Source organism: Streptomyces sp. NPDC001056, from assembly GCF_053598955.1.
Genome location: NZ_JBSFLI010000036.1, coordinates 17,868 through 44,713, shown reverse-complemented (window position 1 = coordinate 44,713; position 26,846 = coordinate 17,868). Strand labels below are relative to the sequence as shown.

The 26,846-nt window shown below is 73.0% G+C and carries 24 protein-coding genes; 14 read left to right on the top strand and 10 right to left on the bottom strand.

Features of this window, described 5'->3' with window-relative positions; translation table 11 throughout:
• Nucleotides 1-16: 16 nt before the first annotated feature.
• Nucleotides 17-1,393 carry an aminotransferase class V-fold PLP-dependent enzyme gene (locus ACWDD7_RS31225; RefSeq protein WP_450459864.1) on the top strand — a complete coding sequence of 459 codons (1,377 nt, stop codon included), beginning with the start codon at nt 17-19 and terminating at the stop codon, nt 1,391-1,393.
• Between the two features lie 9 nt (nt 1,394-1,402).
• Here ACWDD7_RS31225 and ACWDD7_RS31220 read toward each other — a convergent pair whose 3' ends face one another.
• A complete protein-coding gene (locus ACWDD7_RS31220) occupies nt 1,403-2,377 on the bottom strand; it encodes a carbohydrate kinase family protein (RefSeq protein WP_450459863.1) in 975 nt (324 codons plus the stop codon).
• 182 nt (nt 2,378-2,559) lie between these two features.
• Here ACWDD7_RS31220 and ACWDD7_RS31215 point away from each other — a divergent pair, with 182 nt between their 5' ends.
• Together ACWDD7_RS31215 and ACWDD7_RS31210 are read left to right on the top strand one after the other, a co-directional pair.
• Nucleotides 2,560-2,796 carry a hypothetical protein gene (locus tag ACWDD7_RS31215; RefSeq protein ID WP_351880660.1) on the top strand — a complete coding sequence of 79 codons (237 nt, stop codon included), beginning with the start codon at nt 2,560-2,562 and terminating at the stop codon, nt 2,794-2,796.
• Nucleotides 2,797-2,907: 111 nt separating this feature from the next.
• Nucleotides 2,908-4,323: a hypothetical protein gene (locus ACWDD7_RS31210; RefSeq protein ID WP_450459862.1), complete on the top strand. Its 1,416-nt coding sequence runs from the start codon at nt 2,908-2,910 to the stop codon at nt 4,321-4,323.
• 91 nt (nt 4,324-4,414) lie between these two features.
• Here the strand turns inward: ACWDD7_RS31210 and ACWDD7_RS31205 are convergent, their stop codons facing one another.
• A complete protein-coding gene (locus ACWDD7_RS31205; RefSeq protein WP_046421274.1) occupies nt 4,415-4,771 on the bottom strand; it encodes an iron-sulfur cluster assembly accessory protein in 357 nt (118 codons plus the stop codon).
• Between the two features lie 277 nt (nt 4,772-5,048).
• On the opposite strand from ACWDD7_RS31205, the gene nadA reads away from it, so the two are divergent.
• Complete coding sequence (gene nadA, locus ACWDD7_RS31200) at nt 5,049-6,233, top strand: quinolinate synthase NadA (protein ID WP_450459861.1); 1,185 nt, start codon at nt 5,049-5,051, stop codon at nt 6,231-6,233.
• A gap of 98 nt (nt 6,234-6,331) precedes the next feature.
• Here the strand turns inward: nadA and ACWDD7_RS31195 are convergent, their stop codons facing one another.
• The 5 genes from ACWDD7_RS31195 to ACWDD7_RS31175 all read right to left on the bottom strand — a co-directional run bounded on the left by ACWDD7_RS31195 (nt 6,332) and on the right by ACWDD7_RS31175 (nt 12,931).
• Nucleotides 6,332-9,433 carry an efflux RND transporter permease subunit gene (locus ACWDD7_RS31195; RefSeq protein WP_450459860.1) on the bottom strand — a complete coding sequence of 1,034 codons (3,102 nt, stop codon included), beginning with the start codon at nt 9,431-9,433 and terminating at the stop codon, nt 6,332-6,334.
• Between the two features lie 221 nt (nt 9,434-9,654).
• Nucleotides 9,655-10,335 (bottom strand): response regulator transcription factor, encoded by a 681-nt coding sequence (locus ACWDD7_RS31190; RefSeq protein ID WP_351872579.1) that lies wholly within the window; start codon nt 10,333-10,335, stop codon nt 9,655-9,657.
• Nucleotides 10,332-11,648: a sensor histidine kinase gene (locus ACWDD7_RS31185; RefSeq protein WP_351872581.1), complete on the bottom strand. Its 1,317-nt coding sequence runs from the start codon at nt 11,646-11,648 to the stop codon at nt 10,332-10,334. Before ACWDD7_RS31185 ends, ACWDD7_RS31190 begins: the two co-directional genes overlap by 4 nt.
• A gap of 169 nt (nt 11,649-11,817) precedes the next feature.
• Entirely contained in the window at nt 11,818-12,096 is a 279-nt protein-coding gene (pspAA, locus tag ACWDD7_RS31180) for a PspA-associated protein PspAA (protein WP_351872584.1), read from the bottom strand.
• Between the two features lie 37 nt (nt 12,097-12,133).
• Nucleotides 12,134-12,931, bottom strand: coding sequence for a PspA/IM30 family protein (locus tag ACWDD7_RS31175; protein ID WP_392211138.1), 798 nt, complete (start codon nt 12,929-12,931; stop codon nt 12,134-12,136).
• A 279-nt stretch (nt 12,932-13,210) separates the two neighbouring features.
• Between ACWDD7_RS31175 and ACWDD7_RS31170 the strand changes: the two genes are divergently transcribed.
• The 3 genes from ACWDD7_RS31170 to ACWDD7_RS31160 all read left to right on the top strand — a co-directional run bounded on the left by ACWDD7_RS31170 (nt 13,211) and on the right by ACWDD7_RS31160 (nt 15,749).
• A complete protein-coding gene (locus ACWDD7_RS31170; RefSeq protein ID WP_351872586.1) occupies nt 13,211-13,834 on the top strand; it encodes a DUF3043 domain-containing protein in 624 nt (207 codons plus the stop codon).
• A gap of 83 nt (nt 13,835-13,917) precedes the next feature.
• On the top strand, nt 13,918-14,619 hold the full coding sequence (locus ACWDD7_RS31165; protein WP_450459878.1) for a class I SAM-dependent methyltransferase: 702 nt from the start codon (nt 13,918-13,920) through the stop codon (nt 14,617-14,619).
• A gap of 56 nt (nt 14,620-14,675) precedes the next feature.
• Nucleotides 14,676-15,749, top strand: coding sequence for a S1C family serine protease (locus ACWDD7_RS31160; protein ID WP_450459859.1), 1,074 nt, complete (start codon nt 14,676-14,678; stop codon nt 15,747-15,749).
• A gap of 68 nt (nt 15,750-15,817) precedes the next feature.
• On the opposite strand, the gene ACWDD7_RS31155 is transcribed toward ACWDD7_RS31160, so the two are convergent.
• Nucleotides 15,818-16,030 carry a hypothetical protein gene (locus ACWDD7_RS31155; RefSeq protein ID WP_285554065.1) on the bottom strand — a complete coding sequence of 71 codons (213 nt, stop codon included), beginning with the start codon at nt 16,028-16,030 and terminating at the stop codon, nt 15,818-15,820.
• Nucleotides 16,031-16,110: 80 nt separating this feature from the next.
• Between ACWDD7_RS31155 and ACWDD7_RS31150 the strand changes: the two genes are divergently transcribed.
• Nucleotides 16,111-17,313 (top strand): bifunctional adenosylcobinamide kinase/adenosylcobinamide-phosphate guanylyltransferase, encoded by a 1,203-nt coding sequence (locus tag ACWDD7_RS31150; RefSeq protein WP_450459858.1) that lies wholly within the window; start codon nt 16,111-16,113, stop codon nt 17,311-17,313.
• A gap of 30 nt (nt 17,314-17,343) precedes the next feature.
• On the opposite strand, the gene ACWDD7_RS31145 is transcribed toward ACWDD7_RS31150, so the two are convergent.
• The gene (locus ACWDD7_RS31145; RefSeq protein WP_351872595.1) at nt 17,344-17,862 is read right to left on the bottom strand and encodes a methyltransferase domain-containing protein; all 519 of its coding nucleotides are present in this window, start codon (nt 17,860-17,862) and stop codon (nt 17,344-17,346) included.
• A 136-nt stretch (nt 17,863-17,998) separates the two neighbouring features.
• Here ACWDD7_RS31145 and cobT point away from each other — a divergent pair, with 136 nt between their 5' ends.
• The 3 genes from cobT (at nt 17,999) to ACWDD7_RS31130 (ending at nt 21,776) form a co-directional block, all read left to right on the top strand.
• A complete protein-coding gene (gene cobT, locus ACWDD7_RS31140) occupies nt 17,999-19,150 on the top strand; it encodes a nicotinate-nucleotide--dimethylbenzimidazole phosphoribosyltransferase (protein ID WP_450459857.1) in 1,152 nt (383 codons plus the stop codon).
• A 73-nt stretch (nt 19,151-19,223) separates the two neighbouring features.
• Entirely contained in the window at nt 19,224-21,023 is a 1,800-nt protein-coding gene (locus tag ACWDD7_RS31135) for a phosphatidylglycerol lysyltransferase domain-containing protein (RefSeq protein WP_450459856.1), read from the top strand.
• Between the two features lie 24 nt (nt 21,024-21,047).
• Entirely contained in the window at nt 21,048-21,776 is a 729-nt protein-coding gene (locus ACWDD7_RS31130; protein WP_450459855.1) for a hypothetical protein, read from the top strand.
• On the opposite strand, the gene ACWDD7_RS31125 is transcribed toward ACWDD7_RS31130, so the two are convergent.
• Nucleotides 21,716-22,480: a hypothetical protein gene (locus ACWDD7_RS31125; protein ID WP_450459854.1), complete on the bottom strand. Its 765-nt coding sequence runs from the start codon at nt 22,478-22,480 to the stop codon at nt 21,716-21,718. The two genes, ACWDD7_RS31130 and ACWDD7_RS31125, sit on opposite strands and share 61 nt — an antisense overlap.
• A gap of 64 nt (nt 22,481-22,544) precedes the next feature.
• Here ACWDD7_RS31125 and ACWDD7_RS31120 point away from each other — a divergent pair, with 64 nt between their 5' ends.
• The 3 genes from ACWDD7_RS31120 (at nt 22,545) to lpdA (ending at nt 26,813) form a co-directional block, all read left to right on the top strand.
• Nucleotides 22,545-23,339 carry an adenosylcobinamide-GDP ribazoletransferase gene (locus ACWDD7_RS31120; RefSeq protein WP_450459853.1) on the top strand — a complete coding sequence of 265 codons (795 nt, stop codon included), beginning with the start codon at nt 22,545-22,547 and terminating at the stop codon, nt 23,337-23,339.
• A 282-nt stretch (nt 23,340-23,621) separates the two neighbouring features.
• On the top strand, nt 23,622-25,157 hold the full coding sequence (locus ACWDD7_RS31115; protein WP_450459852.1) for a leucyl aminopeptidase: 1,536 nt from the start codon (nt 23,622-23,624) through the stop codon (nt 25,155-25,157).
• A 267-nt stretch (nt 25,158-25,424) separates the two neighbouring features.
• On the top strand, nt 25,425-26,813 hold the full coding sequence (gene lpdA, locus ACWDD7_RS31110) for a dihydrolipoyl dehydrogenase (protein WP_392211124.1): 1,389 nt from the start codon (nt 25,425-25,427) through the stop codon (nt 26,811-26,813).
• Nucleotides 26,814-26,846 lie beyond the last annotated feature (33 nt).

Here is a 26,846-nt window from a genome sequence, read left to right as displayed (position 1 = left end):
GTTCTACCGTTGCCGTGTGGCCTACTTCGACGCAGCCTCCGCCGCTCCCCTCCACCCCGTAGCCCGTCAGGCCCTGTTGGCCGCCCTGGACGACGGTTGGGCCGATCCCGCACGCCTGTACCGGGAGGGGCGCAAGGCGCGGATGCTGCTGGACGCGGCGCGGGAGACGGCGGCGGAGGCGGTCGGGTGCCGGGCGGACGAGGTGGTGTTCACGTCCTCGGGGACGCGGGCCGTACACACGGGTGTCGCGGGGGCGTTGGCCGGAAGGCGGCGCGTCGGACGTCACCTGATCGTGTCAGCGGTCGAACACTCCTCTGTCCTCCATTCGGCGGAAGTGTTCGAGGCGGAGGGCGGGTCGGTCACCCAGGTGCCGGTGCACCGGACGGGCGCCGTGTCCCCGTCGGACTACGCGACCGCGCTGCGCGCCGACACCGCGCTGGCCGTGCTCCAGTCGGCCAACCACGAGGTGGGGACCGTGCAGCCGGTGGCCGAGGTGGCCGAGCTCTGCCGGGCGGCCGGGGTGCCGCTGCTGGTGGACGCGGCGCAGTCGCTGGGCTGGGGGCCCGTCGAGGGCGACTGGTCGCTGCTCGCCGCCAGTGCGCACAAGTGGGGAGGTCCCCCGGGGGCCGGGCTGCTCGTCGTGCGCAAGGGGGTCCGGTTCGCGGCCCAAGGCCCGGCGGACGAGCGGGAGTCGGGGCGCGCGCCCGGGTTCGAGAACATTCCGGCCATCGTGGCGGCGGTCGCCTCGCTGCGCGCGGTACGGGCCGAGGCGGCCCAGGAGTCGGCGCGGCTGCGGGAGCTGACGGAGCGGATCCGGGCGCGCGTGCCGCGGCTGGTGCCGGACGTGGAGGTGGTGGGCGATCCGGAACGGCGGCTGCCGGGGATCGTCACCTTCTCGTGTCTCTATGTCGACGGGGAGACCCTGCTGCACGAGCTGGACCGCGAGGGCTTCGCCGTCTCCTCCGGCTCCTCCTGCACCAGCAGCACCCTGACACCCAGCCACGTCCTGAAGGCCATGGGCGTGCTCAGCGAGGGCAACGTCCGTGTGTCGCTGCCGCCGGGCACGGCCGAGGAGGACGTGGAGCGCTTCCTGGACGTGCTGCCGGGTGTCGTCTCCGCGGTACGGGACAGGCTGGGCGCGCCCACCCCGGTCACGGTCGCCGGGCCGGGCGCCCTGGTCGTCGACGCCCTCGGCAAGCGCTGCCCCGTCCCGGTCATCGAACTGGCCAAGGTGTTCCCCGGCGTCCCGGTGGGCGGGACCGTCCGCGTCCTCTCGGACGACGAGGCGGCCCGCCTGGACATCCCGGCGTGGTGCGAGATGCGGGGGCAGGAGTACCTGGGCGAGGAACCGGCGGATCGCGGAACGGCCTATCTGGTCCGCCGGCTCGGCTGACCGGCGGCCTCAGCGCAGGTGCGCCCTGACCTCTTCGCCCGCCTCGTCGCCGTACGCCTTCACGAACCGCTCCATGAAGTGCGCGCGCCGCAGCTGGTACTCCTGCGTGCCCACCGTCTCGATGACGAGCGTCGCGAGCATGCAGCCCACCTGGGCGGCCCGCTCCAGCGAGACGCCCCAGGCGAGGCCCGACAGGAAGCCCGCGCGGAAGGCGTCGCCGACACCCGTGGGGTCCGCCTTCTGCTCCTCCTCCGCGCAGCCGACCTCGATCGGGTCCTCGCCGGCCCGCTCGATCCGCACGCCGCGCGAACCGAGCGTGGTCACCCGGTGCCCGACCTTCGCGAGGATCTCCTCGTCGGTGAGCCCGGTCTTCGTCTGGATGAGGCCCTTCTCGTACTCGTTCGAGAACAGGTACGTCGCGCCCTCCAGCAGTATCCGGATCTCCTCGCCCTCCATCCGGGCGATCTGCTGGGAGAAGTCCGCGGCGAACGGGATCGCGCGGGACCGGCACTCCTCCGTGTGGCGGAGCATCGCCTCGGGGTCGTCGGCGCCGATCAGCACCAGGTCGAGTCCGCCCACCCGGTCGGCGACCGTCTTCAGCTCGATCAGCCGGGCCTCGCTCATCGCGCCGGTGTAGAAGGAGCCGATCTGGTTGTGGTCGGCGTCGGTGGTGCACACGAAGCGCGCGGTGTGCAGGGTGTCGGAGATGCGCACCGAGTCGGTGTCGACGCCGTGCCGGTCGAGCCAGGCACGGTACTCGTCGAAGTCGAAGCCGGCCGCGCCGACCAGGATCGGCCGGGTGCCGAGCTGGCCCATCCCGAAGGCGATGTTCGCGGCGACACCGCCGCGGCGCACGTCGAGGTTGTCGACGAGGAAGGAGAGCGAAACCGTGTGCAGCTGGTCCGCGACGAGCTGGTCGGCGAACCGGCCGGGGAAGGTCATGAGGTGGTCGGTGGCGATGGAGCCGGTGACTGCGATGCGCACGACGGGGAATCTCCTGCGGGATTAGGAAGGTGCGCGCGATAGCGCTCGTTGGAAGGGCGGTGGTGGGAGACGGAAGGGCGTGGACAGTTCACGCTACCCGGTCAGGAGGCGACGCTGTAGTTGACGAAACTACCCGATAGTAGATCTTTCTTCGCGGCCTCGACCGTGCCTACGGTTCGGTCATGACGAACCTCAACGGCTCCTCGTCCGCCGAATCCGGCACTCCGGTCTCCCCCGCCCCGGGCGATCTCGAGGGCGATCTCGCGACCCTGCGCGGCGACTGCGCCCGGATGGCCCAGCGCTGGCCGGCGCCCGCGCGCTCCGCCTCCCGCCCGGTGCCGCCGTCCCGCATCCGCAAGGTGTCCGTGTCGAAGCGCTCCGTCCGGCTGCTCGACGGGATGTCCGACTACGGGGACTGACCCCGCTCACCCGTACGGCGTAGGCGCGGGAACCTCCCGCGACGCTCCCCCGTCCCACCGTCGTCCCCCTGCGCGGGGCACGCGGGACACGAACCGGCGAGGAGCGATGCGGTGAACACGGAGCGGCCCGAGAACACGGGGGAAGTCCCCGAGGTGCCCGACGAGCGGGAGGCGGGGCGGTCCAGGCGGCGCTCGCGTGCCGTCGTCCTCTCCGTCGCGGCCGCCGTCCTGCTGGTCGGCGGCGGTGGCGCGTACGTCGCGGCGAGCGATGCCGCGGGCGGTCACGCGACCCCCGCCGCGTCGGACGGCACCACTCCCCCGCCGCTCGCCCTCGACGACCGGTCGGACCCCTACGGCGCCCGTTACGTGGCACAGGGCGGGCTGCCGCGGGGGCCCGGCTCGGCGCCGGTGTACGGGCCGGGGGCCGAGGTCGGCGAGGACCAGGTGGTCCGGCTGGCGAAGGCGCTCGGGGTGACCGGGACGCCCGTGGCCGAGGGGCACGGCTGGCGCGTCGGCGGCAAGGACGGTTCGGGCCCGACCCTCCGGGTGAACCGGGACGCGCCGGGCAACTGGACCTTCAGCCGGTACGCGCCGGGCACCGACGACTGCAAGAAGGGCCCCCTGTGCGCGACCGGCCCGGTGGGCCCGACCGGGGCACCGGTGAGCGGGGCGGCGGCCGAGAAGGCGGCGGCGCCCGTGCTGGCGGCGGCCGGGCTGGACGGTGCGAAGACCGACGCGAGCCAGGTCATGGGGCAGCAGCGGGTGGTGACCGCCGACCCGGTGGTGGGCGGGCTGCCCACGACGGGCTGGACGACCGGGCTGACGATCGGCAGGCAGGGCGAACTCGTCGGCGGCCACGGGATGCTGTCGACGCCGGCGAAGGGGGCGACGTACCCCGTCCTGGACGCGGAGAAGACCCTCGCGCTGATGAACGCGGCACCGAAGGACGACCACCGGATGGGGGCCGGGGGCTGTGCGGGTCCGGGGCGGTTCGCGACCCGGCTGGACCAGCCGTGCGGAACGGCTCCCGGGGGTTCCGGGACGACGGTCGCGGTGGACGGGGCGGTGTTCGGGCTGGCCGCGCACTCGGTCGGCGGGCGAGGGACCCTGGTGCCGTCCTGGCTGTTCGAGACGCGGGGGCAGGGGACGGTGTCGTACCCGGCGATCGATCCCCGCTACCTGACGTCCTCGTCGCCCTCCGCCGCGCCGACGGCCCCCGGCAACCAGGTGAAGGTGAACGGCTACACGGCCGACGGCCGGAACCTGACCGTGAGCTTCTACGGCGGCCTGTGCGCCGACTACACGGTGGCGGCACGCGAGAGCGCCACCCGGGTGACGGTCACGGTCACCGAGCACCGGCAGGAGGGCAGGATCTGCCCGATGATCGCCAAGGAGTTCGTACGGACCGTCCGCCTGGAGGCGCCGGTGGACGGCCGGACGGTGGTCGGCGCGGACGGCGTCCGCATCCCGCGGGCGAAGCCGGGCGCGCTGCGGCCGTCGCGGCCGTCCTCCCGCTCGTACGGGTAGGGCTTCCCGCCGGTGCGGGACACGACGGAGGCGGCGGCCCCGCTCGTGGGGGCCGCCGCCTCTGTCCCGCCCATCGGCTGGGCGCGAAGGCTCAGCTGAAGGAGTCGCCGCAGGCGCAGGAGCCGGTCGCGTTCGGGTTGTCGATCGTGAAGCCCTGCTTCTCGATGGTGTCCACGAAGTCGACGGTGGCGCCGCCCAGGTACGGGGCGCTCATGCGGTCCGTGACGACCTTGACGCCGCCGAAGTCCTTCTCCACGTCGCCGTCGAGCGAGCGCTCGTCGAAGAACAGCTGGTAGCGCAGACCGGAGCAGCCGCCGGGCTGGACGGCGACACGCAGCGCGAGGTCGTCGCGGCCTTCCTGGTCGAGCAGGGCCTTGACCTTCGCCGCGGCGGCGTCGGTCAGGATGATGCCGTCGCTGACGGTTGTGGTCTCGTCCGATACGGACATCTACATCTCTCCCGGGTTGTACGGAGACTGCTTGCCGACGAGTGCAACCGGCGCTTCCGCGGATTCATTCCGGGCCGGGCGTCACGTGGTCGCGATTTTGCTACTGCCTCTTCATGCTCGCATACGCGCGCGGAGGCGCACAGTGGCCCGCGGGGCGATCCGGGGCGGTCGGGACCGGGATTCACGTCACATGGACGCGATGGCCCATCGTCAAACTGACGTGAAGCGTTTATGATAGATAGCGTCAGATAGACGAGAAATAGAAAGGGTGCGTGCCGTGACCACCGCCCAGACCGCGGAGCTCGACGTACAGCCGACTCCGCTCGCCCTGTTGCTGCTCGGCCGCGAGGCCGACCCGAAGAGCGAGCGGGGTGTCGAGTGCCCCGGTGATCTGCCCTCGCCGTCCGACCCCGCCCTGGTCGAGCGCGCCCGCGCCGCCAAGGAGAAGCTCGGCGACAAGGTCTTCGTGCTCGGTCACCACTACCAGCGCGACGAGGTGATCCAGTTCGCCGACGTCACGGGCGACTCCTTCAAGCTGGCCCGGGACGCGGCCGCGCGTCCGGAGGCCGAGTACATCGTCTTCTGCGGTGTGCACTTCATGGCCGAGTCGGCGGACATCCTCACCTCCGACGACCAGAAGGTGGTCCTGCCCGACCTGGCGGCCGGCTGCTCCATGGCCGACATGGCGACGGCGGAGCAGGTGGCGGAGTGCTGGGACGTGCTGACGGAGGCCGGGATAGCCGACCAGGTGGTCCCGGTGTCGTACATGAACTCCTCGGCCGACATCAAGGCCTTCACCGGCAAGCACGGCGGCACCATCTGCACCTCGTCCAACGCCGAGCGCGCGCTGGACTGGGCGTTCGAGCAGGGTGAGAAGGTCCTCTTCCTGCCCGACCAGCACCTCGGCCGCAACACCGCCGTGCGCGACATGGGCATGTCCCTGGACGACTGCGTCGTCTACAACCCGCACAAGCCGAACGGCGGTCTGACCGCGGACGAGCTGCGCGCGGCGAAGATGATCCTGTGGCGCGGCCACTGCTCGGTCCACGGCCGCTTCAGCCTCGACTCCGTCAACGACGTGCGGGCCCGCATACCCGGCGTGAACGTCCTGGTGCACCCGGAGTGCAAGCACGAGGTCGTGGCCGCGGCGGACTACGTCGGCTCCACGGAATACATCATCAAGGCCCTGGAGGCGGCCCCCGCCGGCTCGAAGTGGGCGATCGGCACGGAACTGAACCTCGTCCGCCGCCTCGCCAACCGCTTCGCCCCCGAGGGCAAGGAGATCGTCTTCCTCGACCGCACGGTCTGCTTCTGCTCCACCATGAACCGCATCGACCTCCCCCACCTGGTCTGGACCCTGGAATCCCTCGCCGAGGGCAACCTGGTCAACCGCATCCAGGTCGACCGGGAGACGGAGGCGTTCGCGAAGCTGGCGCTGGAGCGGATGCTGGCGCTGCCGTAGCCGCGTGGTCCGGTACGGACGACCGAGGGGCGCCTCCGAAGGTTCGGAGGCGCCCCTCGGCGCGTACGGCGTTGTCGGACCCGGGCCGGGTCCGGCTGTCAGACCTGGGCCAGGTCCGGCTCCGCCGGGGCCGGCGGCTGGTGCCTGGCCGCCTTCTTCCGCGCCCGGCGTTCCTTGCGGAGTTCCAGCATCGCGTAGAGCGTCGGGACCAGGAGCAGGGTCAGCAGGGTGGAGGTGATCAGGCCGCCGATCACCACGACCGCAAGCGGTTGGGCGATGAAGCCGCCCTCGCCCGTGACGCCCAGGGCCATCGGCAGGAGGGCGAAGATCGTGGCCAGGGCGGTCATCAGGATCGGGCGGAGGCGGTGGCGGCCGCCCTCGATCACGGCTTCGACCACGCCGTGGCCCTGGGACCGGTACTGGTTGATCAGGTCGATCAGCACGATGGCGTTCGTGACCACGATGCCGATCAGCATGAGCATGCCGATCATGGCGGGGACGCCCATCGGGGTGCCCGTGACGACCAGCAGGCCGAGGGCGCCCGTCGCCGCGAAGGGGATGGAGACCAGGAGGATCAGCGGCTGGGCCAGGGAGCGGAAGGTGGCGACCAGGAGCATGAAGACGATCGCGATCGCGGCCAGCATGGCGAGGCCGAGGTTCTTGAAGGCGTCGTTCTGGTCCGAGGTGACACCGCCGATCTGGGCCTCGGCGCCCGCGGGGAGCTTGAGGGCCTTGATCTTCGACTGGAGCCGGGTGCTGACCGCGCCCGTGTTGTCACCGGTCGGCCTGGCCGTGATCGTGGCGGCGCGCCGGCCGTCGATCCGGGTCAGCGACACCGGGCCGTCCACCAGCTTCACGGTGGCGATGTCGCCGAGCTTCACCGGGCCGAGCCGCAGGTTCTTCAGCTGGGCCACGGTCGTCGCGGGCTCGGCCGACTTGATGACGACATCGCGCTCGGTGTCGTCGAGCGTCGCCTTCGCCGCCGTCGTACCGCGCACCGCCTGAGCCACCGCCGCGCCGAGCTTCTGGTTGTCGAAGCCGGCCGCGGCCGCCTTGGCGCCCGCCGTCACCGAGATCCGCGGCACGCTGGTCGAGAGGTCGCTGGTGACGTCGGTGACGCCGCCGAGCCCGGCCACGGTGGAGCGGACCTGCTCGGCCGCCGTGCGCAGCACCCCCGGGTCGGAGGCCTTCACCACGACGCTGAGATTCTGGTTGCCGAAGCCGTCGCCGGCCGACACCGTGGTCGTACCGATGCCCTTGAGGTCCTTCAGGCCCTCCTCCAGGTGCTTCTGCACACGGTCGTACGACTTCGAGTCCTTCAGCATCACCTGGTAGGACGCCTGGTTGGTGTCCGTGCCGCCGCCGAAGGCCGCCATGAACCCGGAGGAGCCGACGGTGACCTGGTAGTCCTTGACGCCCTCGGTGGAGGCGAGCAGCTTCTCGACCTTCTTGGCCTGCGCGTCGGTGGCCGCAAGACCGGTGCCGGGCCTCAGCTCCTGCTTGACCGTGATGACCTGCTGCTCGCCCTGGTCGAAGAAGTTGGTCTTGAGCAGCCCGGACATGCCGAACGTGACCACCAGGACGACGATCGCGATGAGCACGCTGCTGAGGCGGCGGCGCGTCGCGAAGCGCAGCACGGGGACGTAGGCGCGCTGGAGACGGCTGTTCGCCTCCTTCTCCTCGGCCCTGCGGCGGGCCTCCGCCGCGTCCTCGGGGGTGCCCTTGGGGGCACGCAGGAACCAGTACGACAGGACGGGCACGACCGTCAGCGACACCAGCAGCGAGGCCAGCAGGGCCGCCGTCACCGTGATGCTGAACGAGCCGAACAACGCGCCCACCATGCCGCCGACCAGACCGATCGGCAGGAACACCGCGACCGTGGTCAGGGTGGAGGACGTGACCGCGCCGGCCACCTCGCGCACCGCGCCGATGATCGCCGCCCGGCGCTCCTCGCCGTAGCCGAGGTGCCGCTTGATGTTCTCCAGGACCACGATCGAGTCGTCCACGACCCGGCCGATGGCGATGGTCAGCGCGCCCAGCGTGAGCATGTTCAGGGACAGGCCTTCGGTCCACAGCACGATCAGCGCGAGGACGACGGACAGCGGGATGGACACCGCGGTGACCAGCGTCGAACGCAGCGACGCGAGGAAGAGCAGGATGACCAGGACCGCGAAGAGCAGACCGAGCGCGCCCTCGGTGGTCAGGCCCTTGATGGACTTGGAGACCGCCGGACCCTGGTCGCTGACGACGGTCAGCTTCGCGCCGGCGCCGAGCTGTTCGCGCAGGTCGGGGAGCTTGTCCTTGACCGCGTCGGAGATGGTGACCGCGCTGCCGTCGTGGTCCATGGTCACGTTGACGGCGAGGCTGGGCCTGCCGTCGGTGCGGGTGAGGGAGTCGGCAGGGGCAGGCTGCTCCTCGACCGTGGCCACGTCACCGAGGCGTACGGGCTTGTGGGCGCCCTCGCCGGTGACGGTGAGGTCCTTGATCTGCTCCAGCGTGGTGAAGCCGCCGCCGACCTGGACGGTGCGGTTGGCGCCGTTCTCGTCGAACGAGCCGGCCGGGACGCTCGCGCCGCCCGCCTGGAGCGCCTGGGCGAGGGCGGCGGGGGTGAGGCCGTCCCGCGCGAGCCTGGCGTTGTCGGGGGTGACCGCGACCTGGAGGTCGCGGACGCCGGTGACCTGGACGCGGCCGACGCCGTCGATGTCCTTCAGGGCCGGTACGACCGTCTTGTCGAGCTGGTCCGCGAGGGCCTGCTGGTCCTTGTCGGAGCTGGCGGCGAGCACGACGGTCGGCATGTCGTCGGTGGAGCCGGAGATCACCTGCGGGTCGACGTCGGCCGGCAGCTGGTTGCGGGCCCGGTTCACGGCCTGCTGCACGTCCGAGACGATCTGCTTGGTGTCGTTGCCGTAGTCGAAGGACGCCATGATCACGGCGTTGCCCTCGCCCGCGGTGGAGGTGACCGAGGTGACGCCGTCGACGCCCTGGAGGCCGTTCTCGATCGGCTCGACCACCTGCTTCTCGACCGCGTCGGGCGCGGCGCCCTGGTACGGCGCGATCACCGACACCATGGGCAGGTCGATGGTGGGCAGCAGCTGCTGTTTGATCTGGGGTATGGCTATCGCCCCGAAGACCAGGGCGACGATCGAGATCAGCCCGATGAGGGCCCGTTGGGCGAGGCTGAATCTGGACAGCCAGGACATGGGTGAGGGTCTCTCTTCTGTGAGCGGCAGAGGCGCTTCCGGTCACGGAGGGTCCCCTGAGGGTTCCGCCGAGGGTCCACGGAGGTCCCGGAGAAGCGACGACGGACGCGCAGGAGCGTCCACCCCACCACCCTCGGCCATCCGGGCGCCCCGGACCGTAGGCCCCAGGTCCCGTTTCCTCACCCGGCTCCTACTCCGCGCGCAGTACACGCGGGTGGAGATCAGTCCATCCGCGGGCGGACCAGCCCGGACTCGTACGCGATGACGACGAGCTGGGCCCGGTCGCGCGCGCCGAGCTTGGCCATGGACCGGTTGACGTGCGTCTTCACCGTCAGCGGGCTGACCGCGAGCCGCTCGGCGATCTCGTCGTTGGAGTGGCCGCCGGCGACCTGGACGAGCACCTCGCGCTCGCGGCCGGTGAGCGCGTCGAGCCGCTCGGCGCGTAGCGGGGCGCGGCCGTCGTCGCCGTCGCCCTGGGCGAGGAATCGGGCGATCAGCCCCTTGGTGGCGGCCGGGGACAGCAGGGCGTCGCCGCCCGCGGCGATCCGGATGGCGCTGAGCAGTTCCTCCGGTTCGCTGCCCTTGCCGAGGAAGCCCGAGGCCCCGGCGCGCAGCGACTGCACCACGTAGTCGTCCACCTCGAAGGTGGTCAGGATGACCACGCGGACGTGCGCGAGATCGGCGTCCTCGCTGATCAGGCGGGTGGCGGCGAGGCCGTCGGTGCCGGGCATGCGGATGTCCATGAGGACGACGTCGGGGCGCCGCTCCTTGGCCAGCAGGACCGCCTGCGCGCCGTCGGCGGCCTCCCCCACCACTTCCATGTCCGGCTCGGAGTCGACCAGCACCCGGAACGCGCTGCGCAGCAGGGCCTGGTCGTCGGCGAGCAGGACGCGGATGGTCATACGGGGTCTCCCTGGGCGGTCGTCGTACGACGGTCGGCGGGGGCGGCGGTGCGGGTGCCGACCGGCAGGATCGCATGGACGCGGAAACCGCCGCCGTAGCGGGGGCCGGTGGTGAGGGCGCCGCCCAGGGCGCTGACGCGTTCGCGCATGCCGAGGAGGCCGTGGCCGCCGCCGGTCCCCGGGGCGGTGTCCGGGCGGGCCTCGGGGTCGGCGTCGTCGGCGTCGGGGGCGGTGCCGGCGGCGTTCTCGGGGGCGGGGGGTTCGCCGGAGCCGTTGTCCACGACGGTGATCTCGATGTCCGACCCGACGCGTACGACGCTCACCTCGGCCCTGGCGTCCGCGCCCGCGTGTTTGCGCACGTTGGTCAGGGCCTCCTGGACGATCCGGTAGGCCGCGAGGTCCACGGCCGCGGGGAGGTGGGTGCCCTGGTCGGCGCGGGCGACCTCCACGGGGAGGCCGGAGCTGCGGAAGGTGCCGGCCAGCTCTTCGAGGAGGCTGAGGCCGGGGGCGGGCTCGGTGGGGGCCGCCGGGTCGCCGGACTGGCGGAGCAGGCCGACGGTCGCGCGCAGTTCGTTCAGCGCGCTGCGGCTGGCCTCGCGGACGTGCGCGAGGGCTTCCTTCGCCTGGTCGGGGCGCTTGTCCATGACGTGGGCGGCGACGCCGGCCTGCACGTTGACCAGGGCGATGTGGTGGGCGACGACGTCGTGCAGGTCGCGGGCGATGCGCAGGCGCTCCTCGGCGACCCTGCGGCGGGCCTCCTCCTCCCTGGTGCGCTCCGCGCGCTCGGCGCGCTCCCTGATGGCCTGGACGACGGCCCGGCGGCTGCGGACCGCGTCGCCCGCGGTGGCGCCGATGCCGGTCCAGGCGAGGATGCCCAGGTTCTCCTGCGCGTACCAGGGCAGGGGGCCGGCGAGCATCGCGGCGGCCGTCAGCACGGTCATGGTGAGCAGGCCGACCCGGAAGGTGGTGGTGCGGTCCGTGGTGGAGGCGACGGTGTACAGGGCGATGACCGCGGACATCGTGACGGGGGCGCGCGGGTCGCCGGTGACGCACTCCACGACGGAGAGGGTGCCGGTGAGGGCGAGGACGACACGGGGGGCACGGCGGCGGAAGACGAGGGTGCCGGCGGCGAGGAGCATCAGGAGGAGGCTCAGCAGGCCGGGGGTGCGGATGCCCCAGGTGACGCCGTCGCCGTTCTGGGGGGCGACGAAGGACCCGGCGACCATGCACACGAGCACGGCCGCGGCGAGGCAGGCGTCAAAGGCGAGGGGGTGGGCCTTGAGCTCGCAGCGGGCGCGTTCGAGAGTGGTCACGGTAGGAAACAGTACGGCGGCCCGCCCCGGGCACGCGGTCGCGCGGGACGGCGCCCCCGACCCGCCGGGCGTCACGACGCGCCTCGGAGCGGCGGAAGCCCGCGCCACCCGGTGCACCCCGGGCCGCCCGGAGCCGCCCCTGGCCTGGTCCCGGACGCCCGGTCCGGGATCAGTCCGGGATCAGTCCCTCCTCGCCGAGCATCGCCCGGACCTCGTCCAGCGACGCGTCCGGCGCCGGGAGGATCAGGTCCGAGGGTTCCAGCTCGTCGTCGGCGAGCGGCGTCCCGAGCCGGCGGACGGCGTCGAGGAGGACGCCGAGGGTGCGCCGGAAGCCTTCCGCGTCCCCGCTCTCCGTCTCGGCCAGCAGCTCGTCGTCCAGCTTGTTCAGCTCCGCGAAGTGGGAGTCGTCCAGCCTGACCTGGCCCTCCCCCATGATCCGTACGATCACGTCGGCCTCCTCGGCTCGTCCCCCGGCGGCGCCCCGCTTACTGCTTGTCGAAGCGGGGGGTGTCCTGCGACTGCTGCTGGGCCTGGGACTGGCCCTGTCCGGTGCCGCCCTCGATGGCCTGCTGCTGGGTGCCTCCGGCCAGCTCGGCCTTCATGCGCTGCAGCTCCAGCTCTACATCACTACCACCGGAGAGCCGGTCCAGCTCGGCCGCGATGTCGTCCTTGGCCATGCCGGTCGGGTCGTCCAGGGCCCCGGAGGCGAGCAGTTCGTCGATGGCGCCGGCGCGGGCCTGGAGCTGCTGGGTCTTGTCCTCGGCGCGCTGGATCGCGAGGCCGACGTCGCCCATCTCCTCGGAGATGCCGGAGAAGGCCTCGCCGATGCGGGTCTGGGCCTGGGCGGCGGTGTAGGTGGCCTTGATGGTCTCCTTCTTGGTGCGGAAGGCGTCCACCTTGGCCTGGAGACGCTGGGCCGCCAGGGTGAGCTTCTCCTCCTCGCCCTGGAGGGTGGCGTGCTGGGTCTCCAGGTCGGTCACCTGCTGCTGGAGCGCGGCACGCCGGGACAGCGCCTCGCGGGCCAGGTCCTCGCGGCCGAGCGCGAGCGCCTTGCGGCCCTGGTCCTCCAGCTTCCCGGACTGCTGCTGCAACTGGTTGAGCTGGAGTTCCAGGCGCTTACGGCTGGTCGCCACGTCGGCGACGCCGCGGCGCACCTTCTGGAGCAGTTCGAGCTGCTTCTGGTACGAGTAATCGAGGGTCTCGCGCGGGTCCTCGGCCCGGTCAAGGGCCTTGTTCGCCTTCGCGCGGAAGATCATCCCCATACGCTTCATGACACCGCTCATGGGCTTCGCGCGCCCCCTTCTGACGGAACTCCGGCTCACCGATCCTGCGACAAGACCCACAGTACGGGCCCTGCCTCCATTACCGCACTGTCCGGGGCGTGATGCGCTCATCCCCGAGAACGACTGCGGAGTCGTACCGCTCCGGCGCAGGGAGGAGGCGGTCCCTCACCCGGACCCCGATCCGCCCCGGTCCCACCCCGCTCGAACCCGCCGCAACGCCCCCTCTGCGTCGTACAGACGCGCGGTGTTGCCGGATCGTTCCCGGCCGGGCTGGGGTCCATGCCTCGGATGCCCTTACCCTTGGTCTTTGTGTTCCGTAGCCGTGCCAAGGAAGAGAAGCCCCAGGCCGACAAGCCGGTGAACTTCTCCAAGCAGCCCCGCGACCCGCAGGCCCCCAAGGGCAGGCCCACGCCCAAGCGCAGTGAGGCCCAGTCCCAGCGCCGCAGCGTCGCCCACACGCCCACGACGCGCAAGGACGCCGCCAAGCGGCAGCGCGAGGAGCGCCGCCAGGCGCTGCAGCGGCAGCGCGAGGCGCTGGCCGGCGGCGACGAGCGCTACCTGCCGGCCCGCGACAAGGGCCCGGTCCGCAGGTTCGCCCGTGACTGGGTGGACTCGCGCTTCAACGTGGCGGAGTTCTTCCTGCCGCTCGCCATCGTGATCCTCGTGCTCAGCGTGGTGCGGGTGCCCTCGATCCAGAACATCGCGCTGCTGCTGTGGGCCGCGGTGATCGTCCTGATCGTGCTGGACGCCGCCGTCAGCGGGTTCCGTCTGAAGAAGCGCCTCAAGGAGCGCTTCCCGGACGGCAACACCCGCGGCGCGGTGGCCTACGCCCTGATGCGCTCGCTCCAGATGCGCCGGCTCCGGCTGCCCAAGCCGCAGGTCAAGCGCGGAGAGCGGCCCTGAGCGCAGACGCTTTCACCGGGGGTGCGGCGCGCTCCTGGCTGGACAAGGTGGGCAGGCTCCGGGATGTCGTACGCCAGGAACTGGTGGCGCGGCAGCTGGACGAGCAGATAGCCGGGCGGTTCCCGGTCGGGCGGCGGCTGCGGGTGCTCGACGTGGGGATCGGCCAGGGCACCCAGGCCCTGCGCCTGGCCCGCCTCGGCCATCAGGTGACCGGGGTCGAGCAGGACCCGGTGATGGTCGCGGCGGCGCGCGAGGCGCTGGCCCGTGAGCCGGAGGGCATCCGGGAGCGGGTGCGGCTGGTGCAGGGCGACGGCCGGGACACCGGGGTGCACTTCCTGCCGGGCAGCTTCGACCTGGTGCTGTGCCATGGCGTGCTGATGTACGTCGAGGAGCCCGACCCCCTGGTGGCGGGCCTGGCGCGGATGCTGGCGCCGGGCGGGCTGCTCTCGCTGCTGGTGCGCAACGGCGACGCGCTCGCCATGCGGCCCGGCCTCGCCGGCGACCCGGCGGGCGCGCTGGCCGCCTTCGACACCACGGCCTACACCAACCGTCTCGGCCTGAACGTCCGGGCCGACCGGCTGGCGGAGCTGACCGCCACCCTCGCGGGCATCGCCGCCCCGCTGCACGCCTGGTACGGCGTGCGGGTCTTCACGGACCTGGCGGCGGACGACGCGCCGCTGCCCGACGACCTGGAGACGCTGCTCGCGGCCGAGGAACGGGCCGGCCGCACGGACCCCTATCGCGGGGTCGCGGCGCTGCTGCATCTGTGCGGGGTACGCGGCTGAGCCCGATCGGGGCAACACGGCGGGCCCGCTGATCACCGCGCGGCCAGACTCGGGACATGGACGCTTCCCGTACCCCTGTCCTGCGCCGGATGCTCCCGGCCGTCGTGCTGGTGTGCTGTACGGCGCTCACCGCCGCCTGCGAGGGCCCCGGGACCCCGGGCGCGGCGCGGACCACGGCGACGGCCGGTCCGGCGACCGTGCCGATGGCCGCGGGCGATCTCCAGAGCGCGTACCAGCGGGTGATCAAGCAGGTCCTGCCCTCGGTCGTGCAGATCGAGGCGAGCCGTGACCTGGGCTCCGGGATCGTTTACGACGACCGGGGGCACATCGTCACCAACGCGCACGTGGTCGGCGACGAGAAGACCTTCCGGGTGACCACGGCGGGCAACGAGGAGCCGCTCACCGCGAGCCTGGTCTACTCCTACCCCCAGCAGGACCTCGCGGTGATCAAGCTGGACCGGGTGCCGGACGGGCTGCGGCCCGCGGTGTTCGCGGACTCCGAGAAGGTGGAGGTCGGCCAGATCGTGCTGGCCATGGGCTCGCCGCTCGGACTGTCGTCCAGCGTGACGCAGGGGATCGTCTCGGCGACCGGGCGGACCGTCAGCGAGAGCAGCGGCGACGGGGGCACCGGCGCGACGATCGCCAACATGGTGCAGACCTCGGCGGCGATCAACCCGGGCAACAGCGGGGGCGCCCTGGTCAACCTGGACGGGCAGGTCATCGGCATCCCGACGCTGGCGGCGGCCGACCCCAGCCTCGGCAGCGCGGCGGCCGGGATCGGGTTCGCCATCCCGGCGTCGATGGCGCGGACCATCGCCGGTCAGATCGTGCGCGAGGGCCGGGTCGTGGACTCGGGGCGGGCCGCGCTCGGCATCACCGGGCGGACCGTGGTGGACGACCGCCTCCAGCCGGCCGGGGTCGCCATCGCGAGCATCCAGAACGGGGGCCCCGCGGCGCGGGCGGGCCTGCGCACCGGCGACGTCATCACCGGGGTCGGCCGGCAGTCCATCACCACCGTCACCTCGCTCCAGGAGGCCCTGGCGTCCGAACAGCCGGGCCGGCGGACGACGGTGACCTACCAGCGGGACGGGGCGGAGCACACGGCGGAGGTGACGCTGGGCGAGCAGTGAGGACGATGAGGAGGGGTACGGCCTTCCGGGTGCCCCGGGCTCCCAGGGTGCGCCCCTCCTCACCGGGGTCAGGAGGCGTCGGCGTGCAGGCTCATCGGGCCGTAGATCTCGGTGGTCTCCTCGAACAGCCGCACCTGGTCGGCGCCGCCCTCCAGCAGGGCCCGCCAGTGCTCCCCCACCCAGGACTCGGCGTCCCCCTGCGTGCTGAACTCCTCGGGCTGGACGGCCGGCTGGACCTCCGTCCCGTCGGCCTTCTCGAACCGCCACGTCCATGCCGTCATATGGGCCTCCTTGTGATCAGACACCTGCTGGAAGAGTAGACGGAAGCGCAATACCCGATCGGACAGGCGAAAATCGTTCCGTGGAAGTGACTCTGCTCGGTACCGGTGCCCCCGCCGGACTCCCCCGTCCCGACTGCCCCTGTGCCGCCTGCGCGACCGCGCTGGGTCCGGACGCGCGGGCGGCCACCGCGCTGCTGGTGGACGGGGCCCTGCTGCTCGACCTCACCCCGGGCGCGGCCTTCGCGGCGGCGCGGGCCGGGCACTCGCTGGGCGGGGTGCGCCAGGTGCTGCTGTCCCATCCGCACGACGGCCCCCCGGTGGAGGTGCCGGCCGGGCTGCCGCATCCGGTGCGGGTGCCGGACGGGCGGGAGCTGGCGCTGCTGACGGGGCATCGGGTGCGGGCGGTGGCGACGGACGCGGGCGGCACGGGGTACGCGGTGACCGGTCCGGACGGGCAGCGGCTGCTGTACCTGCCGCCGGGCGGGGCTCCGGCAGGTCTGGAGACGGCGACGGCGGACGCGTACCACATGGTCCTCGCGGACGTCGTCGGCCGTCCGGACGCGCTGGCCCGGCTGCGGGCGGTCGGCTCCGTCGGGCCCACGACGGACGTGATCGCGGTCCATCTCGACCACGACGTGCCGCCCGGCGGCGAGGTGCGGCGGCGGCTCGCGGCGGCGGGGGCGCGGGCCGTGCCGGACGGTACGACGCTGGTGGTCGGCGCGTACGAGGAGGTGCCGGACGTGCCGCGGCGGACGCTGGTGCTCGGCGGGGCGCGCTCGGGGAAGTCCGTGGAGGCGGAGCGGCGGCTGGAGTCCTTCCCCGACGTGCTGTACGTGGCGACCGGCGGGACGCGGGGCGGGGACACCGAGTGGGCGGCGCGGGTGGCGGCGCACCGGGAGCGGCGGCCGGGGTCGTGGCGTACGTCCGAGACGACGGACCTGGTGCCGGTGCTCGCGCAGGACGGGCCGCCGGTGCTGATCGACTGTCTGTCGCTGTGGCTGACGGACGTGATGGACGAGGTCGGGGCGTGGGACGACGCGGAGTGGGCGGGCGGGGGCGAGAAGTCCCTGCGGGAGCGGGTGCGGGAGTTGACGGAGGCGGTCCGCCGCACGCGGCGGACGGTGGTGGCCGTGTCCAACGAGGTGGGCTCGGGGATCGTTCCGGCCACGGCGTCCGGGCGTCGGTACCGGGATGAACTGGGGCGGCTGAACGCGGCGTTCGCGTCGGAGTGCGAGCAGGTGCTGCTGATCGTGGCGGGGCAGGCGGTGGTGCTGCGGGGGTGAGGGCGCCGTGCGGCCGACGACGGGCCGCGGTCAGACGTCCCTGCGGGCCACGATCCGGTGGTGGTGGAGGAACGGGATCGGGCGCGCGCCGCCGAGGATCGTGCAGGCCCAGGCTTCCACGTCGGCCGGTGACCAGCCGTTGCCCAGGATCACATGGCCGCCGGGGCGCACGACCGTGAACGCGGCCTCGACTTCGGCGGCCGGGGCGGCCGGGGAGCCGAAGAGGCTCACCACGTCGTAGCGGGAGCGCAGGCGGGCCACCACACCCGGTGTCGTCAGGTGGCCGCGGTGGGCCTCCTCCACCCGGCCCTCCGCCAGCGCGCGCGCCACGCGGTCCGTCGGGTCCAGGCCGTCGAAGCTGGTGTAGGGGAAGAACCGCTTCGCCGCTTCCGGGAAGCGGCCGTCGCCCGTTCCCACGTCCAGCCAGGCCTCCGGTTCGGGGAGTGCCGACAGGGCGCGGGCGGTCAGCCGGTGCCGTAGATCCTCCAAGTGACGTTCGTAGAAGCCTCGTTGGAAGAGGGCGTCCCAAGTGAGGGGCGAGGTCGGCATGGACGGCGGCTCCCTGTGCGGCATTCCACTGCAAAATGGAACGTATGGGATGCCGATCTTGGACGCAATGACATCGCCGCGTCGTGCTGGCGATGTGGCGCGGAGCCGTTCGCCCGCTGGCGGTACTGTTCGGCGAATGAGCAGGCTTAATCTGGACGACTTCACCGATCTGATCGAGCGCCCGGACGGGGGCGTGCGCCGTGACGCCGAGGCCCGGCGGGAGCGCCAGATCGTGCCGCCGGGGGCGCTGGGGCGCCTGGACGAGCTGGGCGAGTGGCTGGCCGCCGCGCAGAGCGCCGTACCGGTACGGACCGTCGAACGGCCGCGGCTGGTCCTCTTCGCCGGCGACCACGGCATCGCCGAACTGGACGTCTCCGCGCGGCCCGCGGGCGGCGCCGGACAACTGGTGCGCGACGTGCTGGAGGGCGCGAGCCCCGCCGCGGTGCTCGCGCGCCGGCTCCAGGTGCCGGTGCGGGTCGTGGACATGGCCCTGGACTGCGACCCGGACGCCTTCCCCGAGGAGGTCGGGCGCCACCGGGTGCGGCGCGGCAGCGGCCGTATCGACATCGAGGACGCGCTCACCCTCGACGAGGCGGAGGCCGCGCTGCGGGCCGGGATCGCGGTCGCCGACGAGGAGGCCGACTCCGGTACGGACCTCGTGGTGCTCGGCGACGTCAGCGTGGGCGGCACCACCGCGGCGGCGGTGCTGGTCGCGGCGCTGTGCGGGACCGACGCGTCGGTGGTGACCGGGCGGGGCGGCCACGCGATCGACGACCTGGCGTGGATGCGCAAGTGCGCGGCGATCCGGGACGCGCTGCGCCGGGCACGGCCGGTGCTCGGCGACCAGACGCAACTGCTGGCCACGGTCGGCGGCGCGGACCTCGCGGCGATGACCGGGTTCCTGTTGCAGTGCGCGGTGCGGAAGCTGCCGGTGATCCTGGACGGCGTGGTGAGCGCGGCGTGCGCGCTGGTGGCGCAGCGGGTCGCGTTCCGCGCGCCGGACTGGTGGCTGGCAGCGCACGACAGCGGGGAGCCGGGGCAGGCGAAGGCGCTGGACCGGATGGCCCTGGAACCGCTGCTGGAGCAGGGCGTGAAGGTCGGCGAGGGCCTCGGTCCGCTGCTGGCCCTGCCGCTGGTGCAGGCCGCGGCGGCACTGGCCGCGGAGGTGCCGGAACGGCCGGAGGCCGGGAAGGAGCCCGGCACCGAGGAGGCCCCGGGGTCCGAGAGGGAGCCGGGGACCGAGGAGGAGCAGGACGCCGAGAAGGAGCAGGACGCCGAGAAGGAGTAGCCGGCGGAACACGGACGGCCCAAAGAGGCGATAAGGGCGGTTCGCTCGGGCAGCCCCCATATGATCCAGCGACATGGGAGATGCCCGAATCGCCGTCCCGCCCCCGCATGTCGAGGCGGAGCGGCCGACCGAGGTCGGGCGGCGGGCCGTCGGGGCGTCACGGCGGGCCGCCGCCTTCGCCGTCTGGTATCTGCGGGTCGTCGCGTTCATCAACTTCCTCACCGCGGTGTGGGTCTCGCTGTACCAGGACGTGCGCCGGCACAACCAGGACGACTTCTTCACGCCCTACCTGCTGACCGCCGGCTTCGCCTCGGGCGTGTTCACCGCGTTCCTGGCGATCACGATGCGGCGCCGCAAACGCGCGGCGTGGATCCTCAACCTCGCGCTCAGCGGCGTCTTCCTCGCGCTGTTCGCGTTCGCCATGGCGTTCCCGGGGATCCACCGGTACGCGCAGAACTGGGTGTCGCTGGTGCTGACGGCCGCGTTCGTCGGCGCGCTGCTGGTGGGGCGGCGGGAGTTCTACGCCAAGGGCGACCGGTCCAACCCCCGGCTCGCGGCCACCGTCGCCGTCGTCGGCGGCCCGGCCGCCAGCCTGCTGGCCGCGCTGCTGGTGACGGTCACCAACCAGGCGCCGGACGCCGCCCGTTCGACGTTCCTGGAGCGCTGGCACTACGGCACCCTGCGCCTGGTCTCGGTCTCCGCCGACGAGCGCCACTTCCCCGGCATCACCCCGCCCACCTGGGCCAACGTGGCCATCAACGTGCTCAGTACGGCCCTGGTCCTCGCCGTGTTCTACGCCGCCTTCCGCTCCCGGCGCGCCGTGGACCCGCTCACCGCGGACGACGAGAAGCGGCTGCGGGGCCTGCTGGAGCGGCACGGCGAGCGGGACTCGCTGGGCTACTTCGCGCTGCGCCGGGAGAAGAGCGTGGTGTGGTCGCCGACCGGCAAGGCGGCCGTCGCCTATCGCGTGGTCGGCGGGGTCAGCCTCGCCTCCGGCGATCCGCTCGGGGACCCGGAGGCCTGGCCGGGCGCGATCGTGCCCTGGCTCGCGGAGGCACGGGCGCACGGGTGGATCCCGGCGGTGATGGGGGCGAGCGAGGAGGCGGGCACCGTCTACCACCGGCACGGTCTGGACGCCCTCGAACTGGGGGACGAGGCGATCGTGGAGGTGGCCGACTTCACCCTGGAGGGGCGCGCGATGCGCACCGTGCGGCAGGCGTACAACCGGGTGCGGCGGGCCGGTTACGAGGTGCGCGTCCGACGCCACGAGGACATCCCGGCGGCCGAGATGGCGCTGCTCGTCGAGCGCGCCGACGACTGGCGGGACGGGGCGACCGAGCGCGGGTTCAGCATGGCGCTCGGGCGGCTCGGGGACCCCGAGGACGGCCGGTGCGTGATGCTGGAGTGCGCGGACGCCGAGGGCCGGCCGCGCGCACTGCTGTCCTTCGTGCCGTGGGGGCCGAGCGGGCTGTCGCTGGATCTGATGCGGCGCGACCGGGACTCCGAGAACGGCCTGATGGAGTTCATGGTCCTCGAACTGCTGCGCCGCGCCGGGGAACTCGGGATCACCCAGGTCTCGCTGAACTTCGCGATGTTCCGCTCGGTCTTCGAACGGGGCGCGCGGCTCGGCGCCGGGCCGGTGCTCCGGCTGTGGCGGTCGCTGCTCAGCTTCTTCTCCCGCTGGTGGCAGATCGAGTCCCTGTACCGCGCCAACGCCAAGTACCGGCCCATCTGGGAGCCGCGGTTCCTGTGCTTCGAGAAGAGCGCCGACCTGCCGCGCATCGGGCTGGCGAGCGCGCGGGCGGAGGGCTTCCTGGAGGCACCGGGACTGCCCAAGTGGCTGCACCGCGGGCGCCTGGGGGCACACCGGTGACCATGGCGGGGTAGGGAATCCCGCATGGGATCCCTCGCCCGCTGGGCCCGCGCCGAGTGGGGACCGCTGTACGGCACCGTGCGCGGGCCCCTGCTCAGGCCGCGCCCGCGGGCGATGCGGGCGATGCCCATGACCGCCGTGGCGGTGGCCCTGACCGCGCTGCTCCAGTTCGTACAGAACCGGCCGTGGGGCTTCCGGCTGGTGCAGAACCTCGGCGCGGTGCGGGCCGAGGACCCCCTGTGGCTGGGTCTGCTGCGCACCCCCCTGTCGCTGTTCGTGCCCGCCCTGGATCTGCCGGTGTGGGGGGCGCTGGCACAGATCCTGTTCGTGTTCGGGATCGCCGAACTGTGCCTGGGCTGGTGGCGGACGCTGGTCATCGCCTACCTCGCCACGCTCGCCGGGACCCTGTACGCGCGCCTCGGCATCACCCTCGGCGCGCACGCCCCCTTCGGGCTGCCGTGGACGGACGCGCAGGTGGTGGACACCGGCCCGTCGGCGGCCGTGGTGGGCCTCGCGGTGTTCGTGGCCTGGCGGTACGGCGCGTACGCCACGACGGGCGCGGTGACGGTGGCGATGGTCGCGGAGGTGCTGCTCAAGGAGAACCTGGCGGGCAAGGAGCACCTGGCCGCGCTGATGGCGGTGGGCGCGCTGTGCCTGGCGGTGGCGGTACGGCACGGGTCGTACGGCCTGCTTCAGCGGCCGCCGGGCAGCCGGGCGGGGCCCGGGTCGGGTCTGCCGCCGATCCAGTCCTGAAGGGCGCGGCTGCGGGGGGTCCAGCGGCGGTCGTGGCGGTAGGCGCGCAGGGTGGCTCGGGCACGGGTGCGGGGGCGGCGGCCGTAGAAGCGGCGGGCCCACAGCGAGTCGGGACGGGCCAGGCGGAGCGCGCCGACCAGCGCGACCAGCGGCACGATCGCGCCGAACACGGCGGTGCGGGCCTTGCCCTTGCTCAGGGCGACCAGGGACAGCACGAAGTCGGCGGCGATGTTGGCGATGACCGTGCCCCGGCCGGCGAGTTCCTCCTGGCTCAGGTCGTTGACGCCGAACGGTGAGAACCCGGCGAGCAGCAGGCCCACGAGGGCGGCGGTGAGCACCACGACCTCGACGCTCTTGCGGCCCTCCTCGGTCCAGTAGACGTCGTCCAGGTGCAGGATCAGCGCGAACTCGTCCAGGACCAGGCCCGCGCCGATTCCGAACACCACGGCGGCCACCGCCCCGCCGGCGCCGTGCCGGTCGCTGGCGACGGCGCCGAAGCCGCCGACGACGGTGAGCACGACCCCGGGGACGACGTGGTGGATGTGCAGCCCGCCCGCGCTGACGTTGCGGAACGGCCCCCGGCCGGCCCGGATCAGACGGGTGATCACCCGGGTGACGACGAAGGTCAGGACGAACGCGGCGAGGGCGAGCAGCAGCGGAAGCTTGCCCGGTTCGACGATGTTCCGCACCCACCAGTGCCCCATGTGCGCACTTTATCCCCGGTGCCCGGCCGGCGGCGGGCGAGCGGGTGCCGGGTAACCTGCGCCGATGCGCACGTCCTCCCCGCCCTCCCCGCTCGACGGCCTCCGGTTCGCCTTCGGCACGCTCACCGTGCTGCCCGTACAGGTGCGCCGCTGGGACCGCGCCGCCGCGCGCGGGGGGATGCTCGCCGCCGCCCTCGTCGGCCTGGTCGCGGGCGCCCTCGCCGCCGGTCTCGGGCTGGCGCTGCTCTTCCTGGGCGCGGGCCCGCTGCTCGCCGCCGTCGGCTCGGTCGCCGTACCCGCCGTGCTCACCCGCGGGCTGCACCTGGACGGGCTCGCCGACACCGCCGACGGGCTGGGCAGCGGCAAGCCGGCCGAGGAGGCGCTGCGCATCATGAAGCGGTCGGACATCGGGCCCTTCGGGGTGCTCGCCCTCGTGCTGGTGCTGCTGGCCCAGGTGGCCGTGCTGGCGCAGGTGTACGACGACTCGTGGGCGCGGGGCGCCGCGGCGGCGGTGACCGCGGCGGTGAGCGCCCGGCTCGCGCTGACCCTGGCCGCCCGCGGCGGGGTGCCGGCCGCGCGGCCCGAGGGGCTCGGGGCGGCCGTCGCCGGGGTGGTGCCGCTGCCGGGCGCGCTCGCGCTCACCGGCCTGTGCGCCGCGGGCGCGGCCGCCTGGGGCGCCGGGTCCGGCCCGCACGGCGCGCTGCGCGGCGCCGCCGCGGTGCTGCTCGCGCTCGGCGCCGCCGAACTCCTGCTGCGCCGCTGTGTGCGCCGCTTCGGCGGGGTGACCGGGGACGTGTTCGGCGCGCTCGCGGAGACGGCCGCGACGGCGGCCCTCGTGGTGCTGGCCCTCGGACGCTGACCGACCGGCCTCGCGACTCCCTTGTGCAAACGGGTATGTGACGGCGAAGGGGAAGGCGGCCTGCCAGGCCCCGGCGGGTGGAGCCGAACACCGCGCCACGCACGGGTGAACACCCGCAGACATCAGCGAAGGGGGCTACGCGCGTACCCTCGTCCCGGGTGTTCGCCTACAAGGCGAGGCCCCCGGTTGCCACCTGCCCCCAGACCCGGACCTAGGGTCGGCTGTCGGGCCCGGTCGACCCACCCCACAGCAACTTCACATCGGAAGCGAGAATTCACCACCGTGACTGCTCTGACTCTCAGCACCGCCGCGGCGCCCGGCCTGCGGGCCGACGCGATCGTGATCGGTGTCGCCAAGGGCGCCAAGGGACCCGTCGTCGCGCCGGGCGCCGAGGCCGTGGACAAGGCGTACGACGGCAGGCTGGCCGGCGTCCTGGAGACCCTCGGCGCCTCGGGTGCCGAGGGCGAGCTGACGAAGCTGCCCGCTCCGGCGGGCTTCAAGGCCCCGCTCGTGGTGGCGGTGGGCCTGGGCGCGGAGCCCGACACCGAGGGCGGTTTCGACGCCGAGGCGCTGCGCAAGGCCGCGGGTACGGCGGCGCGGGCGCTCGCCGGCGCCAAGAAGGCCGCGTTCGCGCTGCCCGTGGACGGCGCCGGTGCGCTGGAGGCGATCGGCGAGGGCGTGCTCCTCGGTGCGTACTCCTTCGACGCGTACAAGGAGAACGGCGGCCAGGCGAAGGCCGCCCGCGCGAAGAACGGCAAGGCGCCGCTGGGTGAGGCCGCGCTGCTCGGCGGCAAGCCGCGCGACGCCGCCCACAAGGGTGCCGTCGCCCGCGCCGTCGCGGTCGGCGAGGAGCTGAACCGCGCCCGCGACCTCGTCAACACCCCGCCGAACGACCTCACCCCCGAGAGCTTCGCGCGGATCGTGCAGGCGGCGGCCAAGGAGCACGGCCTCAAGGTGCAGGTGCTCGACGAGAAGGCGCTGGCCAAGGGCGGCTACGGCGGCATCCTCGGCGTCGGCGGCGGCTCGGCGTCGGCCCCGCGCCTGGTCAAGGTGGCGTACACGCACCCGAACGCCGAGCGCCACCTCGCCTTCGTCGGCAAGGGCATCACCTACGACTCGGGCGGCATCTCCCTGAAGCCGGCCGGTCACAACGAGACGATGAAGTGCGACATGGCGGGTGCCGCCGCGGTCTTCGCGGCCGTCGTCGCCGCGGCCCGGCTCGGTCTGGAGGCGAACGTCACCGGCTGGCTGGCGCTGGCCGAGAACATGCCGTCCGGCTCGGCGGTGCGCCCGGGTGACGTGCTGCGCATGTACAGCGGCAAGACGGTGGAGGTGCTCAACACCGACGCGGAGGGCCGGCTGGTGCTCGCCGACGCGCTGTGGGCGGCCTCGCAGGAGGAGCCGGACGCGATCGTGGACGTCGCGACGCTCACCGGCGCGATGATGGTGGCGCTGGGCAGCCGGACGCTGGGTGTCCTGGCCAACGACGACGCGTTCCGCACCGCGGTGTACGAGGCGGCGGAGGAGACCGGCGAGCCGGCGTGGCCGATGCCGATGCCGGAGCACCTGACCAAGGGCCTGGAGTCCCAGATCGCCGACATGACCAACGTCGGCGAGCGCTGGGGCGGCGGCCTGCTGGCCGGTCTCTTCCTGCGCGAGTTCGTGGGCGAGGGCATCTCGTGGGCGCACCTGGACATCGCCGGCCCGGCGTTCAACGAGGGCGCGCCCTTCGGGTACACGCCGAAGGGCGGCACCGGGACCGCGGTGCGTACGCTGGTCCGCCTCGCGGAGCTGACCGCGGAGGGTGAGCTGGGCTGACGCCCGCCTGACGGCTCGGCCGTACCGCCTGTAGTGCGGCTTCGGGGGCGTGGGGGCTGTTCGCGCAGTTCTCCGCGCCCCTTTCGCGTGCCGGAGTGGGACGTCTCACACACCATCCCGGCGTCTCGTCCGCCTCCAACAAGTGCAAAGATGGAGCCCGGCAGGACAGGGCCCCCACCGAAGGGCCGAAGCATCAAGCGGCCGGACACCAGCCGCCCGCCGGTCATCGCAGATCGGCGCAAGGCGCACATGCATGGAGGACGTGACGTGGCGAACGACGCCAGCACCGTTTTCGACCTAGTGATCCTCGGCGGTGGTAGCGGTGGTTACGCCGCGGCCCTGCGCGGGGCGCAGCTGGGTCTGGACGTCGCCCTGATCGAGAAGGACAAGGTCGGCGGCACCTGCCTGCACCGGGGTTGCATCCCCACCAAGGCCCTGCTGCACGCGGGCGAGATCGCCGACCAGGCCCGCGAGAGCGAGCAGTTCGGCGTCAAGGCCACCTTCGAGGGCATCGACGTGCCGGCCGTGCACAAGTACAAGGACGGCGTGATCGCCGGCCTGTACAAGGGCCTGCAGGGTCTGATCGCGTCCCGCAAGGTGACGTACATCGAGGGCGAGGGCCGGCTGTCCTCCCCCACCTCCGTCGATGTGAACGGTCAGCGCGTCCAGGGCCGCCACGTCCTGCTGGCGACCGGCTCCGTGCCGAAGTCCCTGCCGGGCCTGGAGATCGACGGCAACCGGATCATCTCCTCCGACCACGCCCTCGTCCTGGACCGCGTGCCCAAGTCCGCGATCATCCTCGGCGGCGGTGTCATCGGCGTCGAGTTCGCCTCGGCGTGGAAGTCCTTCGGCTCCGACGTGACCGTGATCGAGGGCCTCAAGCACCTCGTCCCGGTCGAGGACGAGAACTCCTCGAAGCTGCTGGAGCGCGCGTTCCGCAAGCGCGGGATCAAGTTCAACCTCGGCACCTTCTTCCAGAAGGCCGAGTACACCCAGGACGGCGTCAAGGTCACCCTCGCCGACGGCAAGGAGTTCGAGGCCGAGATCCTCCTCGTCGCCGTCGGCCGCGGCCCGGTCTCCCAGGGCCTCGGCTACGAGGAGCAGGGTGTCGCCATGGACCGTGGCTACGTCCTGGTCGACGAGTACATGCGGACCAACGTCCCGACCATCTCCGCCGTCGGCGACCTGGTCCCGACCCTCCAGCTCGCGCACGTCGGCTTCGCCGAGGGCATCCTGGTGGCGGAGCGTCTGGCCGGTCTGAAGGTCGTCCCGATCGACTACGACGGTGTCCCGCGGGTGACGTACTGCCACCCGGAGGTCGCCTCCGTCGGCATCACCGAGGCCAAGGCCAAGGAGATCTACGGCGCGGACAAGGTCGTCGCTCTGAAGTACAACCTGGCGGGCAACGGCAAGAGCAAGATCCTGAACACCGCGGGCGAGATCAAGCTCGTCCAGGTGAAGGACGGTGCCGTGGTCGGCGTCCACATGGTCGGCGACCGCATGGGCGAGCAGGTCGGCGAGGCCCAGCTGATCTACAACTGGGAGGCGCTGCCGGCCGAGGTGGCCCAGCTCATCCACGCCCACCCGACGCAGAACGAGGCGATGGGCGAGGCCCACCTGGCCCTGGCCGGCAAGCCGCTGCACTCCCACGACTGAGCCCTCGGTCCACGGGCGCGACGACACAGACTT